Annotated in this window: 13 protein-coding genes; 5 read left to right on the top strand and 8 right to left on the bottom strand. The window is 45.8% G+C overall.

The window, feature by feature from the left end; genetic code table 11:
• Window positions 1-33: 33 nt before the first annotated feature.
• From ACOJUR_RS14935 to ACOJUR_RS14955, 5 genes are all read right to left on the bottom strand, one after another.
• On the bottom strand, window positions 34-1,947 hold the full coding sequence (locus ACOJUR_RS14935) for an MFS transporter (RefSeq protein WP_072873312.1): 1,914 nt from the start codon (window positions 1,945-1,947) through the stop codon (window positions 34-36).
• Between the two features lie 4 nt (window positions 1,948-1,951).
• Window positions 1,952-2,419 carry a helix-turn-helix domain-containing protein gene (locus ACOJUR_RS14940; RefSeq protein WP_072873311.1) on the bottom strand — a complete coding sequence of 156 codons (468 nt, stop codon included), beginning with the start codon at window positions 2,417-2,419 and terminating at the stop codon, window positions 1,952-1,954.
• A gap of 237 nt (window positions 2,420-2,656) precedes the next feature.
• Entirely contained in the window at window positions 2,657-5,320 is a 2,664-nt protein-coding gene (locus tag ACOJUR_RS14945; protein ID WP_306953639.1) for a transglycosylase domain-containing protein, read from the bottom strand.
• A gap of 140 nt (window positions 5,321-5,460) precedes the next feature.
• Entirely contained in the window at window positions 5,461-6,657 is a 1,197-nt protein-coding gene (locus ACOJUR_RS14950; protein ID WP_083574061.1) for a D-alanyl-D-alanine carboxypeptidase family protein, read from the bottom strand.
• 139 nt (window positions 6,658-6,796) lie between these two features.
• Window positions 6,797-7,297: a CcdC family protein gene (locus ACOJUR_RS14955; RefSeq protein ID WP_420950425.1), complete on the bottom strand. Its 501-nt coding sequence runs from the start codon at window positions 7,295-7,297 to the stop codon at window positions 6,797-6,799.
• A 277-nt stretch (window positions 7,298-7,574) separates the two neighbouring features.
• Here ACOJUR_RS14955 and ACOJUR_RS14960 point away from each other — a divergent pair, with 277 nt between their 5' ends.
• Window positions 7,575-10,742 (top strand): MMPL family transporter, encoded by a 3,168-nt coding sequence (locus ACOJUR_RS14960; protein ID WP_420950426.1) that lies wholly within the window; start codon window positions 7,575-7,577, stop codon window positions 10,740-10,742.
• On the opposite strand, the gene ACOJUR_RS14965 is transcribed toward ACOJUR_RS14960, so the two are convergent.
• Together ACOJUR_RS14965 and ACOJUR_RS14970 are read right to left on the bottom strand one after the other, a co-directional pair.
• Window positions 10,739-12,127, bottom strand: coding sequence for a hypothetical protein (locus tag ACOJUR_RS14965; RefSeq protein WP_420950427.1), 1,389 nt, complete (start codon window positions 12,125-12,127; stop codon window positions 10,739-10,741). The two genes, ACOJUR_RS14960 and ACOJUR_RS14965, sit on opposite strands and share 4 nt — an antisense overlap.
• The gene (locus tag ACOJUR_RS14970; RefSeq protein WP_420950428.1) at window positions 12,124-13,728 is read right to left on the bottom strand and encodes a DUF4855 domain-containing protein; all 1,605 of its coding nucleotides are present in this window, start codon (window positions 13,726-13,728) and stop codon (window positions 12,124-12,126) included. The genes ACOJUR_RS14965 and ACOJUR_RS14970 overlap by 4 nt, the downstream gene beginning before the upstream one ends.
• 233 nt (window positions 13,729-13,961) lie before the next feature.
• Between ACOJUR_RS14970 and sleB the strand changes: the two genes are divergently transcribed.
• From sleB to mntR, 4 genes are all read left to right on the top strand, one after another.
• Window positions 13,962-14,801, top strand: a complete 840-nt coding sequence (sleB, locus tag ACOJUR_RS14975) for a spore cortex-lytic enzyme (RefSeq protein ID WP_420950429.1) — start codon at window positions 13,962-13,964, stop codon at window positions 14,799-14,801.
• Between the two features lie 235 nt (window positions 14,802-15,036).
• Entirely contained in the window at window positions 15,037-16,350 is a 1,314-nt protein-coding gene (locus tag ACOJUR_RS14980; RefSeq protein ID WP_420950430.1) for an NRAMP family divalent metal transporter, read from the top strand.
• A gap of 12 nt (window positions 16,351-16,362) precedes the next feature.
• Window positions 16,363-16,611: a hypothetical protein gene (locus ACOJUR_RS14985; protein WP_072873302.1), complete on the top strand. Its 249-nt coding sequence runs from the start codon at window positions 16,363-16,365 to the stop codon at window positions 16,609-16,611.
• Window positions 16,612-16,707: 96 nt separating this feature from the next.
• Window positions 16,708-17,130, top strand: a complete 423-nt coding sequence (mntR, locus tag ACOJUR_RS14990) for a transcriptional regulator MntR (protein ID WP_072873301.1) — start codon at window positions 16,708-16,710, stop codon at window positions 17,128-17,130.
• An 89-nt stretch (window positions 17,131-17,219) separates the two neighbouring features.
• On the opposite strand, the gene ACOJUR_RS14995 is transcribed toward mntR, so the two are convergent.
• The gene (locus ACOJUR_RS14995) at window positions 17,220-18,584 is read right to left on the bottom strand and encodes a transglutaminase domain-containing protein (protein WP_420950431.1); all 1,365 of its coding nucleotides are present in this window, start codon (window positions 18,582-18,584) and stop codon (window positions 17,220-17,222) included.
• Between the last annotated feature and the right edge of the window lie 114 nt (window positions 18,585-18,698).

An 18,698-nucleotide genomic window follows, 5' to 3' on the forward strand; every position in this document is an offset into this window, starting at 1 on the left:
TTTCTTTCTGCCCGATCACGATGAACCCATCAGCTAGCTGCTTAGACTGACATTCTGTTTATGTTCCAAAACTTGCTGCAATAATTGAATCGCGCGGCGCGCTTTTTCCTTTTCTTCCTCCGGAGCATCCGGTAAAAGTCCTGTGCGTGCTTGATGCAAAGCAATCAGACCCAATCTTTCCATACGAGCAATTTCTACTGAACTGAGCAAACCTGTGGATTTCGGCAAATCCGCTTTTGACTGCATTTGCTCGGCAACCGCAGCCACACGATTGGTTTTACAAAAGACAGTGGCAATAGCTGCCAGAAGAGCAAGACCGCCTGAAATCCAGAACGCTAAAGCCAACCCATGATGGAATGCAGGCCCAATCATGTTTGGGAAGAAATGCATACCGAGTAATGTAGAACGATTCGCCGCGGACAGATTGTTCAAAATCTGCGCTGGCAACAAATGAGCCATTGGATTATAGCCAAGAAGCGCAGCAAAGAGAGACGCTGTAGGCGGAAGTTTGGAGACCATTTCTGCATACGGAAGAGGCACGCCATGTTGGCTCAACCCATTCAAATACGCTTGCGGCAAACGACTGGCCAATCCGCTAATTACAATACTGAAGAAGAGACCCATACTCATTAACTGTCCAGCATTCATGAAAGTGGCTCGCATTCCCGAGGCAACCCCTCGATAACGCGGTGGCACAGAATTCATGATAATGGCTGAGTTTGGCGAAGAGAAGACACCCATACCTATACCAATGATGAAAAGATACGTTGCGAACGTCCAATAATGAAAATTGAACGGTAAAGTATTGATAAGTGCAAAACCACCAGCTGTAATAATCATGCCAGCAAACGTGTACCATTTCGCGCCTGCTTTGTCTGACAAATACCCGCTAATAGGTCCTGCTACCAAGAATCCGACCATCTGCGGCAGCGTGTCAATGCCTGCCTGTAATGGTGTATGAGAGAACGAAACGTTATGGAGCGGCAACCAGATACCTTGCAGCCAAATGATTAACATAAATGACAAACCACCGCGAGCCAAGGCAGCAAAAAGTGAGGCAATATTGCCTAATGTGAACGAACGGTGCGCAAATAAATGCAACTGGAAAAGCGGATGCTCCACGTTCATCTCTACAAAGACAAACACAATCAAACAGACTACGCCGCCAGCCAAAGCTGTGACAACCCACGGATTTCCCCAGCCCATGGAGCTTGTGCCATAAGGCATGATACCATATGTCAAACCCAGCATAATACCAAGAATTCCCAATCCCAAAAACAAATTCCCGAGCAAATCAAGCGAAGCTTTTACCTTGACGCCAATCTCTTTCAAAGCCAGATACGCCCATATGGTTCCAAAAATACCCACCGGAACATTGACTAAGAAAATCCAGCGCCAATCTCCAGCATCAGCCAACAAACCACCAACAACTAGACCAATAACGCTGCCACCCACTGCAGCAATCTGGTTTAATCCTAAAGCAAAACCGCGTTGTTCCATTGGAAAAGCATCTGTTAAAATCGCAGAACTGTTTGCAAACAGCAATGCGCCGCCGACACCCTGCACCAAGCGGAAGATGATTAATTCAACCTCACCGGCCACACCTTTGCTCCAGGTGATTGAACATAGAATTGAGCCAATGGTAAAGATGAAAAACCCAAGATTATAAAGCCGAACTCGCCCAAACATGTCCGACAGTCGTCCAAAAGTAACAAGAAAAACAGTAGTAGCCACATTGAAACCAAGTAAAACCCAGAGTAAAAGCGAAGTCTGATTGCCCGCCAGCGGATCGACTTGAATACCTTTAAAAATGGCAGGTAAAGCAATAATAAGAATGGTCTGGTTAATAGAGGCCATCAAAACACCGAGCGTCGTGTTAGATAATGCTACCCATTTATAAGATGAGCCACGCCCTGATGCATTGACGGCTGCAACTGATGTAGACATGCGCCTACTCACTCCCCTTCTGTGAAATAAATGTATATTTTTTTGTCTCTAAAGCTTTTTCTGTCATGCGAAGTTTTTCTTCGTAACGATTTTTCATATTTTGCAGATTTTGCATTTTTAACTGAATTTGAGAAAGTGTGCTGCGCAGCATATCAGCCGCTTCCTCAAGCTCAGAACGGCGAATCTCTTCACTGAGACACGCATTGTCCGCATTGAGACGAATCTGGTCAAGCCTAGACTCCACATCCAGCATATGACGAATCTCATTGAGAGAGTATCCCAGATGATTTTTTAAGCGGACAATTTGCTCAAGCTTGCCCACGACCTTTTCATCGTATAGGCGGTGTCCACCGCTTGTTCGAGATTTTGGCGAAATCAGGCCAATTTCTTCGTAATAATGCAGTGTTCTCGCCGTCAGCCCAAGCCGCTGGCAGACGGCTTCTACAGACAGTTCCGCCTCCGCTTGTTCCACTCTCCCCACCTCGTTGTTGATTTTAGACACTCTGATATTTCGCCTCACAAAAAGATACTAACGAAAATGTAACCTTACGTCAACGTAAGGAAGCGATTTCTTTACGGATTTTTTTTGATTTCATTAAATTGCCCATATTTCTTTAGCTCACAATAACAATTACAGACAACTCAAAAAACCTCACCCCCTGAGTTAAAGAAGGGTGAGGTGTGGAAAATCTCTATTCTAGAAATTTCATTAATGTTTGCTCGATTTTGGTTTACTGGGTGCAGGTGCCGATGTCGGTAGCACCGAGTTTCCTACAGGCACTGAATTCCCCTGTCCTCCAGGCGCTGGCGGTGAAGGTGGAGAACTCGTATTCCCAGTACTCGAAGAATTTCCAGTGGTGTTGCCCGGGTTGCCACCATTCGTATTATTTCCCGTGGTGTTTCCCGGGCCTGTGCCGTTTCCCTGACCACTTCCCGGTCCATTTGGTCCCTGTCCAGGAGGGTTGCCGGGATTGTTGTTACCTGGACCGTTGCCTTGATTGGGCAAAGTGGCAGACGGCACATTAATGGTTACTGTCAAGGGAGAGCCCACTGTCTGCTGCGTAGAAGGATCATACGCCTGAACTTGATACGTGTACGTGTTCCCCTGCACAACACCGGGATCGACAAACGTGGTATTTTGCGTTTGACCAATGAAAGTCAAGCTGCTTGAACTTGAATTACTGCTGTTTGCAGAAGAACTGTTGTTTGTTGTATTGCTTGCGCTGTTATTGCTGTTGCTTGCATTGGATGAACTGTCTTCTGCGCGCGAAATTTGATAGACCCAACCATTGTTTTGGCCATTCGCCTTCCAGTTGAGAATAACCTGATTTTGGCTGGCGTTGTAACTAGCCTGTAAACCAGAAATAGGCTGTGAAGTGTTCATAGCTGCATTCGGCAGACCTGTTGCATAAGGATAGGGACCTTCCGGAAATTGTTGCGGCGTCTGACCAGCAAGCGCGTTAACCATCACGTCTCGCCAAAGTTCAGCCGCATTGCCTGATGGGTCGAGCGTCACCCAAGACATATGATGTTCTGGGGTTGTCACGTCATAGCCGATGTAAATGGAACCCACAATATTCGGCGTGTAACCGTCAAACCAGCCCGTTCTTACCCAATTTGGATGATTGCCTACCAATCCAGGAGAATACTGGACTGTCCCTGTTTTACCAGCCACACCCCATCCCTGAATTTGCGCTAACTGACCCGTTCCAAAATCGACAACATCTTGCATCAAACGGGTTAATACGTGAGCCGTATGAGGTGTCATGACCTGCTTGGCTTGAACCGGATCGCGATAAATGACCTGACCGGATGCGTTGACAATTTTATTGATAAGATGCGCTTCCATTTGAACGCCATTGTCATCAAACGGCTCATACGCCTGCGCCATCATGATCGGACTGACATCGAGATTCCCACCAATAGCAATACCCAACTGATGAGACGCCTGTTGGCTGACAGGTATACCATCATTTTCCGCAAAGCTCACACCGTTTTGAATGCCGATTTGCTGCAGCAACCAGACAGAGGCGACATTCTGGGACCACTGGATACCGTATTGTAAGGTAATTTTCGGTGGCGCATTGGGATTCCAGTTTTCCGGTGTATACCCACCGCCAAAATCATGTGGAGTATCGTCCAAAACGGACAAATAGTTCCATTTGCCACTTTCGATAGCAGGGCCGTAATCCATAATCGGTTTGATGGACGATCCCGGTGAACTAAGCGAATAGACACGATCAATGCCTAGTCTTGTGTAATCTTGTTTACGGCTGCCTGCTGCGCCTAAGATTGCACCCGTTTTTGGATCAAGGAAGATGGCGCCGCCTTCAACTACTGTACCGGTTGTGGGGCCTGGCCAATCATTGTCATATTTATTCGTAAAGAATACTTGATGCAAAGCCGCCTGAACATTGGGGTCAATCGTCGTATAAATTTTCAAGCCGCCCTGTGAAAGTTCTTCTGGCGAGATGCCATGACGCTGAGCCCAATCAAAGAGAAAATTCGTGAAAAGTGGATGTTGGCTCCAACCACTTTCACCCATAGAATGTGCAGAAACACCCAAAGGTTGCTTCATAGCCCAATCTGCTTTGGCCTGCGAGATATAGCCGTAGTTAGCCATATTTTGCAAGACAATATTGCGCCGCGCTATGGCTGCATGCGGATGCAACAACGGATCGTATGCAGAAGGCGCTTGAGGCAAGCCAGCTAAAAGCGCAGCCTGATCTAGCGTCAAGTGAGGATCTTTGCGCAAGTCTACGCCAAAATACAATTTGGCCGCCTGTTCGACACCTGTAGCATTAGATCCCAAAAAAACTCGATTCAGATACATGGTTAAAATCTCTTGTTTGGTGTAATGACGAGATAATTGAACACCCAAGACCACTTGTTTAACCTTGTAAGAAATCGACTTGTTGTCGGTTAAGTAGACCATCTTCGCCAATTGTTCCTGAATGGTGCTAGCACCTTGATCGGCTCCGCCAGCAAGCAGATCGACATAAGCTGCACGTAAAATAGAACGGAAATCGATACTCGATGGCGAACTCCAGAAGGTATGGTCTTCTGTAGCCACTAAAGCGTTCTGTAAATCCTTTGGAATATCCTGATAGGGAATCGAGGATGAACCATTGCCAATCGTTATATATTTTTGTCCATTACCATCATAGACAACGGTTGGCGAATTAAAATCATTCATTTTAGCTGCATTAAAAGGTGTAAACTGCACCAACAGAAAGAATCCTACAGTAAATAGGATAACCACTACCAAAAGAACAATAATCAGCGTCAAAATTAACTTTCCAATGGAAAATCCGCCTTTTACTGCTTTGGTCGTATTTTTTCCAGCAGGTGCTGTAGGTCGCTTCGATCGCAAAAGGTTCCCTCCTTGGCCGGAGCCTTATTCATCGATAATGATACTTTCTGACAGTCTAACAGAAGATGAGGAAAAGGGCACGGGAAGCCATCACATAGACTTCTTTACCCGTGCCCCCAACTCTTTTGTGTTTTCTTACCTTAAATATGTTTTAAACGCCAACTATACGATGGTGCGGGAATACTGGTTGGTGCTGTTAATGTTTCACTGATCTTTTGATTTCCCGCAATCACGGTTACAGTACCAATGGTTTGCCCAGCGGCAATGCTATGTGCCTTCATTGAATCTAAGTGTACAACGCGATGGACAGTCATTCCAGGCCAACCAACCATGCTAATGGGTGAAGTGGTTGTCACTGTTATTGGATTCGACATCCATGGTACAGACAATTGAGCCACAGGTGTTTGAGCAGGTAAAACTTGAACTACGCGAATCATTTTTTGCGCCTGCTCAGAAAGAGATACACCTTCATTTAAGGCATTCATTAAAGGTTGTAACCCTTCCTGCCCCAGGACCACACCCAGAATGGTCGCTTTTTTGCCATCTACCATCTTTTTGGATGCAAAGACGAAACAACCACCCGCCTGTGGCGTACTTCCAGTTTTACCAGCAAAAATACCACCTTGACCTAAATTATAATCTACATTATATATCGTTCCTGCAACAGGCACAGTAGCCTGGGCCATGCCGGAAATATCTCGAAAAGCCCGAATTTGAATCACTTTGTTGAACAGCTTTAACAAGTCCTGAGCATCACTCGCACTGCCAGGGTTAAAACCGCTCGCATCCACGTAATGCGTATGAGTCATGCCAAGTTTTTTAGCTTCAGCGTTCATCTGCTGGACAAAAGCAGACTGACTGCCGGCAACCCAGTGAGCCAGAATGTAAGCAACATTGTTACCTGAAGGAAGTAACAAACCTTCTAAAAGCTGGCGCTCGGAAAGTTTTTCCCCCGCAACCACTTTCATCACAGATTCGCCTTGAGCCACATCTTCTTGATAAACTTGCACATCTTTAGGTGTCATGGTTAATTCCGGACCACTTTCACCCACGCCGAGAGGATATTTTTTCAAAGTCAGATAAGCTGTCATAAGCTTGGTCACACTGGCAATGGGCAGTGGAGTGTTGGAACCAAAATGACCCATTTCGCCGATCCCGAGAACTTCCAGAGCCGCTTCGCCTTGCTGTGGCCAGCGTATGGAAGCCTGTCCAGGAACCTGCGCATCTGATGCCAGTATGGGTGTAGCAGTAATTGAAGGTATGGGACGAAGCAACTGTACAACAGGTAGTGCAATCACCAACAAGACAATGAGTAATACTATCCAACGAATTCGCACACTGTACCTCCCACCACCTGATCTGCCTTCGTATGAAAAGCCAGCCGTCAGGTTTACTCTCTTTTTAGGTTTGACGTCTCATCCAGAACTTAGATAGGGCTGAAAAACATTTTATACATAATCTTGCTATCAAGACCATTCATGATGCTGACTCAGAAGCAGCAGCCACTCGTTGTCCAGCAAGATGACGATACCTCAAATACATAACAATTCGCCATGGTAAAATCATTCCAAAAGCAAGAACAAAGAACAGAGACCCTGTCTGCAGGATGGTCACATACTGTTCTACATAAGTGTGCAGAATAATCCGTAAAGCAAGCAGAATCAGCAGAATGGCTATAAAACCGCGAGAGCGTTTGAGATAAATATGGCCATCTTCAGCCCGATACATTTTCGAGGTGGAGATGAGCGGATAGCTAAAAATGACACCTACCAGAAAAGCAGCGACGGCGTATAGAAATGGTTCATGCGTCTGTGGCGCGATATACATCAGAAATCCTGTACTCATGGCTACTGGCGGAATTAAAATTTTTCGCGCGTTTGTTGGTTTTCGACTTGCCCGAACACGCACAAAAATGACAGTCAAAGCAAAAACGACGGCAATTAGTGAACTGAGAATCTCAGCTGTCACTTTACTCACCTCTCTCCTGACTGACAAATAAATTCCCTCGCATCAAAGCGAGATGCGCTTTCCAAACACGAATCTTATCATCGCTGCTTTTACATTATAACGGACTTGCCCATACAGACAGACATGCAATTTTGACGATTACTCGACACCCTATCATCAACCCAGATTATTTTCCTTTTTTTACTTGAGCTCAAGTAAAGAAGTCGTTAATCTGTCGTTATGATGTTTTGTCTCTAAATAATTTAAATACATAACTATAAAGTCAAGAAACGAGGGAAGAGAATTCATGGGGGTTTATACGCGTTTTATTGTCAGATTTCGCTGGCTGGTTCTTCTCTTATGGCTGGCCCTAACTGTTGCCGGCTTGATAGGGTTGCCGAATTTAAACCGTGTCGTTCTACACGTACAAACTAACTATTTACCCAACAACAACCAGGTAATGGTGGCAAGCCGCCTGTTAAAAGAAGTGAATCCGGGTAAAAACGGCCAAAGTTCAGCTGTAATTGCCATTTATCAAAAGGGCGGACTCACCCATGCAGATCAAACGTACTTTTCAAATAAATTAAACTATATGAATGCCCACAAACAAACTTATGGCATCAGCAGCATGGCAGACGCAGAGAACACCAAGGCTGACCAGAGTGCCTTTATCAGCCAAGATAAAACAACGGAAATCGCTATTGTTAACTTTCCTGGTGGAGATATTGCTGGTTCTACCGATAAAAGTCTACAAAAACTGAAACAGTGGTTTACCGAAAACCCGTCCGGAAGCCATATCTACTTTACTGGCGATGTGCCCATCCAATGGGATGATTCAACCATATCTCAGCAAGGTGTGGAAAAGACCGCTGGAGTGACCGTTGCCCTGGTACTGATTATTCTGTTGATAGTTTTTCGTTCCTTGCTCGCACCTCTGGTAACTTTGCTAAGCATCGGTATATCCTTTCTCATTTCTTCGTCGGTGGTAGCATGGTTGGCAGAGCGCGGCTTACCCGTCTCTACTTTTACACAGACCTTTCTTATCGCCGTGCTATTCGGAGCCGGAACAGACTACTCCATTATCTTTCTCAATCGATTTCGAGAGGAATTAACGAGAAATCACGAAACATTAACGGACGCTATTGAAGCCACGCTTCGTTCTGTTAGCCGTACAGTTCTTTTTAGCGCCTCGACAGTACTCGTCTCATTTGCAGCTCTCAGCTTTGCCCATTTTGGACTTTATCGATCCGCTGTTGGTGTTTCCATTGGTATTTTTATAGCTCTGCTCGCGATTCTCACCTTTACCCCCGCATGGATGTCCATTTTGGGCCGAAGCCTTTTTTGGCCTCGCCGTCCGATGCCAGGAAGTGAACATCCTCCCTCACGTATCTGGGGGAAAACAGGTAGTATCGCTACACGCCGTCCTTGGTGGACCATGCTTGTACTTCTAGCCATCCTTACCCCGATAGGTATGCTATTTAGCGATGACCGAACCTTCAATCCTATGGACGATATCCCTAACGCTCCATCTGTACAAGGCTTTCATGTAGTGGCCAACGCCTTCGGTCAGGGACATGTTCTCCCCTCCACCATCGTTCTTTATAGCCAAAAAAATTTCCGCAGCCAAGCAGGGCTTGCCGCTATTCAAGATGTTTCACATACACTTTCCTCTGAACCTGGTGTAAGTGAGGTCATGAGTGCCACACAACCTACCGGCAAAGCGATTTCCTTATTCACATTAGCGAAACAAAATCAAATTGCAGCCAACGGTCTGCAACAGGTGTCTGCCGGATTACAACAATTACAATCCGGCTTCAGTCAAAGCAGCGGCAATCAAGAGGGACTCACCGCTTTACAAAAAGGTGCCCAGCGTGTCGCCAACGGAGCTCAACAATTATCAGGAAAAATCAGTCAAGCAGCAGTAGGAGCTAGCCAACTTTCCAAAGGAACAAGTCAATTAGCATCCGGAGCCCAGCAATTCAATCAAGGTACGCAACAGTTGGCAAAAAGTGCTGCTCAAAGTGCCAATGGAGCCAATCAATTAGCACAGGGTTTGACAAACGCCAACCAGGCTGCAAGCACACTGGCAGACGGCAGCGAGCAAACAGCAAACGGCGCCAATCAGTTAGCACAGGCAGCGAATCAATTGGCAAATGCCCTTGCAGCATGGAGCCAGTCGCATCCTAACGACAATACCAATCCAGCTTGGCAACAGATTTTAGCCCTCGCCACAGCAGCCAAAAACGGATCGACAAAGGTGGCAAGCGGTACGGAAGCATTGGCTGCTGGTACGAAAAAATTAACAGAAGGACTGGGACCACTTGCGAGTGGCGCAAGTCAGTTGGCTAAAGCCAATCAGCAACTGAATCACGGCGCAACGCAATTAACCTCAGGTATTGAAGGAATTGCCAATGGAGCGAGTCGATTGAACGAAGCTGGACAGGCCTTGGCAGCGGGGACTCGTCAATTAGCCAACGGGGCATCTCAATTGGCAAACGGAAATCGACAAGTTGCCCTTGGAGTAGAACAATTTACGGCAGCTCTCGCACCTGTGGATCAGAATTTACAAAAAGCAGGAAAAGGTATGAGTCGATTACAGCAAGGTGTTCAACAGATCCAAAATGCCTTGAGGGAATCCAGCATGGCTGCAAGTCAGGGGAATCCAGGATTTTTTGTGCCTGCCCATACATTGAATAGTAACCAAGGTTTACAGCAGGCGATGAACGCCTATATTTCAGCCAATGGCCATGTTGCAACCATCAGTGTAGTTCTGAATCATAATCCTTATTCCCTGACGGCCATGCAACAGTTAGGAGAACTCCAACAAGACGCCGCTACTGCTCTTGCCGCTACACCTTATCAGGGAAGCAATATCTATACTGCAGGACCTACGGCCGTTCAAAACGCGCTCAATCAAGTTTCGACGGATGACTTTGTCCGTACCGTATCGATTATCTCTGCTTGTATCTTTTTGTTGTTGATTTTCATGTTGCAGTCCATTTTGGCACCGCTTTATATCATGATCTCGTTAATGGGAACCTATTTCGTCAGCATGGGCTTGGTACAGACATTGACCATACATGTGCTGCACAAGCCAGGTCTTTCCTGGCCTGTGCCCTTCTTTGTCTTCTTGTTGCTGGTTGCTCTTGGAGTTGATTATTCCATGTTCTTGATGGCGCGCTTTGATGAAGAACTCAAAAAATCGCCAGACGCTCCAGCAAGCGCTATGCGTGCGGCTATGTTGCGTATGGGGGGAGTTGTCTTCTCTGCAGCCATCATTATGGCAGGGACATTTGGCAGCCTAATCGTCTCTGGCGTCACTTCATTGATGGAAATTGGTTTGGCTGTGATTATAGGTCTCATGCTCTACGCTCTTATTTTGCTTGGCCTATTTCTGCCGTCCGCAACAGCCATTGTAGGATTGGCTCATCATTGGCCATTTGCCAAGCGTTTTCGACAAATGGAAACAAACTAATCTAGTTGATCACGATGAACTTGCAACTGTTCAGCTGAATTGAGACGTAAGGTCATTTCACCAAGCGTTGTAGAGCCCCCCAAATTGGGCAATAGAACATTATAGCTCAGTGAAAGGGCAGACGTATCAGGTAGTTGTATTTGTACAGATGAATGCTCATTCAAACGCAGACTGTCTAAACGATTGACAGTCTGCCACGTTTGCCCGCCATTCACACTGTAATTCGCATTGTTCGAACTGGCTATGTAAAACTCACCTGCCGCACTGACGTTGGGCAGAGTGACAATCCATTGCTTACCATTCGATGAAGCCTGAACTTGGATACCATCAAAAAATTGATAGGTGTCTTGAATCACTTGTTGAACAGCTTGATTGGATGTGAAAAAAGGTTGACCATTGGCTGTCATATCCCCTTGAAAGGTAGCCATAGCTTCATTTTCTGGTGGATATACAATCTGCCATTGATGCTCTTTTAAAGCCTGATAGCCCTGTGAGTCATCTGCTATCACATGTAACATGGCATCGGCTTCAGAAGGTGTAACATCAGCCGTCAAACTTAAACCAGCAGGATTGAGGCCAATAAATTGAGCCCAAGCCGACATACTTCCGCCGGGTTGAAAGGCAGGATTACTCATGCCGAGAAAATTCCAGTCTAATTGCTCCGCCTCTTCAACAGTAAGTGGTTCATAGGCACCCAAGTATTCTGTATGCTGTGTAGAATTCGTGTCCCACCAACCATTTTGAATTGCGAATGACATGGCCTGCAAAGGAGTACTATGGGGTGGCAATTCCCCTTCCTCAGTCAAAAATTGCAAGACAAAGGAACCTGCAGCCACCTCGTTGGAAGGGAGTACAGGTGGAAGAGATAGAGTTGGAGAAGTTTGTTTGGAAGGCGTGACGGTTTGCATGGACCAGATGTGATCTTTCCATATAGAAATTACCCCAGCTTGTTTGAGTATTTGCATGACATACCAAATCGGCGCATACGTTGTGGGCTTCTTCGTTAACGGATCGGGCGCAACGAAAGAAGGAACTTGGGCCACCTTTTGGCCGTTGAGGAAGATGGTCATGTTCCCTTTACCACCTATGCGGGATAGTGAGGAAGAAGAAACGGATGGTGCAGTGATTTCCCATTGTTTCCCGTTCCACTGACTCTGATATTGAAAAGAATTCAACGCCTGCATCACATACCAAATCGGTATAAAAGTCGTGTTTTGATAAACTCGCCCATAAGGTCTATCCATACCTTTGCCGTTGATACGAATGGTTGTCACAAACTCTTGTGAACCTTCAAGATGATGGGAGGTTTGAGTACTGGCCAAAACCACAGTCGGGCAGAAGGTCATCAATAGAGCCGCAGTACAAAGGGAACGTACGATTCTCATTGAATGGGTGCTCCTATCTTGTTATATTGTCCAGAAACAAAATCATAAGTATCATCATAAATCGCGCGTGTAAATGGATTAGCCGAAGCTTCAGCGTGAGATAAAAAATTGGCGCCATCGTAAAAAGCGTGGGAAACACCTTGACCTAATCCATCCGCTGCAAATTGTTGCAGTTGTTGGACATAGAGCGTTTCGCCATTAGGAGTCAGACGCGTCCATTCCAGTTCCAATCCCATACCATAACGCTCTGCAATGTCTGCTGCGTTTGTCAATCGTGCCGGAAAAGCCTGATTGCCAAGTTCAGCATAATTGGGTTGCAGCCATGCAGCCTGAAAACCCAGATGCTTCCATGCTGTGACGCCACTGGCCGCGTAAAAGGGTATCCATAGAAGTGGCAGCTTGTCCTTAGCCAACAGGGCACTGCTATATTGAATCAGTTGTTTCTCTCCTAGAGCGTCGGATGGACAATCTTCTCGCTGCCAGTAAAAGCCAGCCAAGCGCAAATTGGGATAAGCACCTGCCGCGAAATCCTGTACAGCTTTTTGCAAAAACCATTGAATGGCAGCTTCTCGTGCTTGTACAGCAAAGGGATGCGTCAAAGTTGGATTGAATGACAAGTCCTGACCGTCTATTTCACCAAAATCGCCACCGTTGTACGGAGTGGATGGTAGGGTCAAAACGACATTCTCTACAGCATTTGGAGTACCAAGCTTGGCATTGTCTTGATAAACTGCCTCCTGCAGTTGAGCTAATTGGCCTTGAGAAGAAAACAAGTTTCCCAAATATTGATTCCAAGCACTTTTGTTATCTTGCACAGAACCATCTGCAAGGAAAAGAATCGTATTGAAAAAAGGAGCTACCGGCTCATTCTGCTGATTATCATAAGCTACTAATGAGGCAAACTGACTTGAGGTGTAGAGCGGACTGTCCGGTGATACGTTAACAAGCAACATGTTCTCTATTTGATTGGCGGATGCAGGTGTTAAAGCTTGACCCGTCGTATTCGCAGGAGTCACGCTGGAAATCGGATAATCATTAGCCGTCTTCGCGTCAGAAACAGCCTGATAGGTTCCCATACAAGCGATTTGACGGGCAAAAACCCAGACATGGACAGGAAAAAGAATCCGAAACGTCTGACCTTGCGTAGGTGGAAAATAAAGTGTAAAGCGTTGCGAACTATCTCTGAGGCCGATACGAGATCGATCATTATAAACTCGTCCGAGCGTATGCCAAACTCCATTCTCTCTAACTTCAAACTGGACATATGATGGGTAGTAAATTCCCATTGGTAAATATTGTCGCACATCGATGGATAAGGCATGTACCACAGCTGGTTGAGGCAAATGAATATCTAACTCTCGCCCCCCCTGATGACTAAAACCCTGCCAAGCACTGCCTTGCAATAGATTCCCTTGATAAGCATCTTCCTGTTCAGCAAACTGTTGATCCGGATAGCCTGTGACGGAAATTTTCAAAGTAGCTTGACTCGCTAGATTCGTCCAGATGGAAGCAGCATCGGCACTTGTCCATGAACTCACTCCCAACCAGGCTACGCTCGACAAAGACGCCAATGCCATTTGAATGACTCGCTGTCTTTTCATGATGTCCTCCTCATTCCACATGCAAAACATAGCAAAATCTCATGAATCCCATTTTATAGAAATCTTCGTGGATGCATGGAGGTTTTAGATGATAGTTACCAATTCGTCATATTTCCGACAAAAAAACGTTGATAAAACGTCAAATTTATGGCTGCGAGTTTTTACTCGAAGCCACTGATTCGTACATAAGGCATCCGTTTTTCGCAAACGCTGATAAAGAGAGGTGATGGATTGTGAGAAAAAAATTCGGTCTGCAGTGGCTTCTGGCATGTATGGTAGCTGGTAGCTGTTTCGCCGTTTTGCCCAACAGCCCTGTCCAAGCTTTTTCCGATCGCAATCTTTCCTACGGCTGTATTGGATACAGCGTTTACGAATTGCAGAACCGCTTAAAATATTTGGGATACTACCACGGTCCCATCAACGGTATTTTCACGTGGGATGTTTATTGGGCGGTACGTGATTTTCAATACGCGTTTGGCATGCAGCCCACTGGTTATGTGAATATGGCGACTAAAATGCAATTGGTCAAGGCAACTCAGGGATGGCATTATGTCGGACCTTTACCACACGGTATGGAGGAACTTCCGGATGGCCAAATCGTTCCCAATCCACAGAACAGCCAAAGCAATGCGGAAAGCGTAGCAAGCGGTCAAAGTGTCCCTGCCAACAGCGATGTAGTGACAGGCGCTGCCGTATCGAATTCTGGAACCAGCGCGCTTACGCCAGCTGATATTGATCTGATGGCTCATGTCGTGCACGCAGAAGCCAAAGGCGAGCCCCTTCTGGGGCAGGTAGGAGTTGCAGACGTTATTCTCAACCGACTTAAAGATCCTAAATTTCCGCAAAGTATACCCGGTATTATCTATCAGCCTGGAGCCTTTCAGTGTGTTAGCAATGGTACCATCAACGAACCATACAATGCTGAATCGTTGCAGGCTGTCATGGACGCAATTCATGGTTGGGATCCAGTCGGTTCAGCTCTCTACTATTTCAACCCGGCAACCTCTACGTCACCCTGGATATGGAGTAAACCAGAAATTACAAAAATAGGTAATCAAATTTTCTCGCAATAATGGATGCCCAACAAATTTTAAAAAATGGGTTGCAACTTTCTTATAGACGACATAAGATGAACTATAGAAGTTGCCCACAGGAAAGATTGTGATCTGGATAAAACCTTACTGTGCGGCATTTTTCTTTCAAAAAAAGTTTCTCTAGGCTAATTTTGATTCACAAATGAAATATTGCCGATGTAACCTATCCCATTCAGTTTGGATGAAGTGCAACTATAGGAAAAGAGGTGATCTTTTGAACGCGCGTGAAAATACCTCCAGAGCACTGGATCGTTGGAAAGTTATGGATGCTAAAACAAAAGGTAAATACGCACGTTTACTTTGGTTGTTGATTGGTCCAGGTGTACTGGTTATGTTGGGTGAGAATGACGCACCTTCCATGCTCTCTTACTCTGCTTCCGGCTCACAATATGGAATCGGCGTGTTTCTTCCGTTTGTTGTTCTAACTTTTTTGATGGCCTTTGTGGTTCAAGAAATTACTGTCCGACTTGGAGCCGTATCCAAAGCAGGACATGCGGAATTGATATACAAACGTTTTGGACGATTTTGGGGCAACTTTGCCATGATAGATTTGATTTTCACCAATTTCCTAACACTTATTACCGAGTTTGTCGGTGTGGTGGCGGGAGCGAGCTATTTTCATATTTCTAAATTTATAGCTATCCCTGTTGCCATTGTAATCATTCTTTTGGCCTATAGCTTCCGCCGTTACTGGTCATGGGAAAGAATTACCATGGCATTGGCTCTCTTTAATCTAGTGTTTATTCCCATTGCAGTGCTAGCTCACCCCGACTGGAGTGCGGTAGGAAAGTCTTTTCTGACATTTCAACCGTTTCCTGCCGGCGGTCTAAATAACAATAATCTGGTCATCTTTCTTTCTGATATTGGCGCCACAATCACTCCCTGGATGCTCTTTTTCCAGCAAGGTGCTGTTACAGATAAAGGCTTATCGAAACACGATATACGTCACGGCCAACTGGATACTTTGCTTGGCGCAATTTTGGCTACGCTAGCTGCAGTGGCTTGCATCATTGCTACATCACCTTTGTTTATTCATCACATGAACAGCGCGTCGTTTGGCGCGGCTCAGTTTGCGCAAGCTCTCCAACCGTACATTGGGCGAACAGGTTCCACTTTGTTTGCACTAGGAATTATGGAAGCTGGGCTTGTAGCTGCTACTGCCATTTCAACTTCTTCTGCTTACGCATATGGTGAAGTTCAGAGGAAAAATCATAGCTTGAACAGTTCATTCAAAGAAGCTAAATCTTTTTACTTAACACTATTCGCCATTGTTCTGGTGGCTGGAGGCATTGTCCTCATCCCCCATTTCCCACTAGAATGGGTGGTACTCATTGTCAACGTGATCGCCGTACTCACCATGCCACCAGCATTAGGCTTTCTGCTCCTGCTCGTCAATGACAAGGAGATTATGGGCGAATACCGCAACAAGGCATGGGCCAACACATTAGCAATCAGTATCGGCGTCTTCATTTGCATAGCTGGTATCCTGTACGCTTTGACAGCCATTTTCCCCAACTTCACGTTATAAGAGGTGAACAACATGACAACAACTTCCATAGCGACGAACGATACAAGTTCTGTTACAATACGAACACAAAGAGAGATGGAGAAGCATCCGGAGCTTGTTGAAGCGTTGCTCACTGAACAAAAAGAAGCGATGCAGCGCTTGGAAAATATGGGCCGTATGCCACTCGGCTGGGGATTAAAGACCTTAATTTGGGGTCTGCGGCTTTACGTCGTTTTCATGTTGGTTGCCGTAGCATTCACGGTTGTCAATAACCTTCGATAAATGACTCGAATGGTTGAGACAACGCGCAACCAACATCAATGATGTCCGCACAAATTCCGCGAACCCAGCGGTCGAGGCGGAGAGGAGTGTTGCTCGGTGTCCACCACCCCGAGTCAGGAAGACTATATTGAAGCCATTTGGATTCTGATTCAAAATAAAGGTTATGCACGAGTTACCGATATTGCTGACCGACTCGGTATCAATAATGCTTCGGTTTCCAAAATGATTCAAAAATTAGATGAAGATGGACTGTTGATTTACGAGCGTTACCGAGGTCTTAACCTGACACAAGAAGGCTATTCCCTTGGTTTGCATCTATCCAAACGACATCAGATGTTGGAGTCTTTTCTTCAATCGCTTGGTCTCACGGACACAGAGGAGATTGACCGAACGGTGGAAGGTATTGAACATTATTTTTCACGCAACGCCATGAAAAAAATCAGCAACCTGATGGAGTTTATTGAAGCTCATCCCGAATGGTGGGAAGAATTCAATCAATGGTCCAAACAAAAAAGCTAAGGCGCAATACCTGCGTCTTAGCTTTTTGAATCACCTTATGAAGGTTTATTTTCATAAACCCCATGCAGGAACACATCATTAAGCTGCGATTACTGAATACTGCCCACCAGGCGATTATCAGGCAGATGGCTAGTCTCAAGAGAAACGGTTTCTGTCATATATTCGTTGGACAATAAAGTATTGGGGCCTTGATTGGGACTATCCCAAGTCGGATCCATGACTACCCAACGGCCTCCCACGTCCGCTTGAAGCCACTCATGATTATCTTCCGCACTATTGACTGGGGCTTTACCAATCACAGTTTCTGCGGGAATGCCTACTGATTTCATCATCGTTGCTGCTAATTCGGCAATCTCTTCGCAAACACCACTACGCAAAGAGAACGCTGATGCAACATCTTCAAACAAATACTTGCCCCCATCTACCATGGACCAATCATACGACATGCTCTCACTGGCGTAATTTGCAATAGCTGCCGCAGCCGTTTCTTGAGATGGAGAATTGGCGAAAATTTGGCTCGCTATCATACTGGCATTCGGATTTACATTTCCATCCATAAACGCTGAATACAGTAACGCCTTTCTGGACTCACTTGTTTGCGGTCCATTGATAGAAAGTGTATATCCCCCTTGCCATGTGTAATCTCCAGAAGTATTTAGCTGGTGATAAAATTGTGAAATATAGGAAATACTTATACTTCCAGTAAAGGGAGAACGAATATCTGCCGAGAATTCGTGATTTTGCACAGGGAGAAGATAATTCCATATACCTTGTCCACTGTTACTGGATAGCTGAACGACAACATGAGATTCATCCCCCATGACCGTTCCCTGTACAGGAATCCAGTCTGTATTGGCTATGGGGTTGTACTCTACATATTGAATATTACCCGTCTCGCCAGTAGCTAACGCTGGTCCGGCATCAGTTGCAGAGAAGGGCTGTACACCTGTCCATTTAGCTGATTGAGGAGAAATTTGACCTGCTAACTGTTGTAACCCTACTATCAGTACCAAAGGCACACTGTATTGACCCTCGGAGCTAGCTTGCACTGTATAAATACCAGGCTCACTGGCTGTGAAAACAGCCATTTGGACTGTGTTGGAGCCATACTTCCAGATTTCATCTGGTGAATCCGGCACAATGGCAGCATCCGGACTATTGACCAACCAACGAACTGAAGTCAGATTTTTGTCACCTGTATAGGCCATTAAGTATAACGGCTCTCCAGGTTGAATATTAAGCAGTGTTTGCGTCCCACTCTCTGTATAAGGTACACTGCTGGCTTGTATATAAAAGTCATTGCTAGCTCTTGACCAATACATACTATCGGATTGTGCTTGATTGGGAAAATGAGATGTGGAAAGACCATCTGCGAAAACTTGTGGCGCACAGAACGCCCCTATGGAAAGTGTTGAAATCGTTGCTACCCCTACAGCCCATCCATGCTTTGCCATGTCTATTTTTCCTCCAAAGCCACCACACCGCGTGGTGCCGAATGTCTGCACAGCATTGACTGGGGGGATGCAGACATTCGGAGGGTGAGCAGCGGTGCCGAAGCAAAGGACAAC

Source organism: Alicyclobacillus tolerans (assembly GCF_048984885.1).
GTDB lineage: Bacteria > Bacillota > Bacilli > Alicyclobacillales > Alicyclobacillaceae > Alicyclobacillus_I > Alicyclobacillus_I tolerans.

Bases quoted from the DNA above. Each gene is read 5' to 3' on its own strand.
- ACOJUR_RS14965 (WP_420950427.1), bottom strand. From the start codon at position 12,127: ATGAGAATCGTACGTTCCCTTTGTACTGCGGCTCTATTGATGACCTTC.
- ACOJUR_RS14935 (WP_072873312.1), bottom strand. From the start codon at position 1,947: ATGTCTACATCAGTTGCAGCCGTCAATGCATCAGGGCGTGGCTCATCT.
- ACOJUR_RS14995 (WP_420950431.1), bottom strand. From the start codon at position 18,584: ATGGCAAAGCATGGATGGGCTGTAGGGGTAGCAACGATTTCAACACTT.
- ACOJUR_RS14960 (WP_420950426.1), top strand. From the start codon at position 7,575: ATGGGGGTTTATACGCGTTTTATTGTCAGATTTCGCTGGCTGGTTCTT.
- ACOJUR_RS14970 (WP_420950428.1), bottom strand. From the start codon at position 13,728: ATGAAAAGACAGCGAGTCATTCAAATGGCATTGGCGTCTTTGTCGAGC.
- ACOJUR_RS14985 (WP_072873302.1), top strand. From the start codon at position 16,363: ATGACAACAACTTCCATAGCGACGAACGATACAAGTTCTGTTACAATA.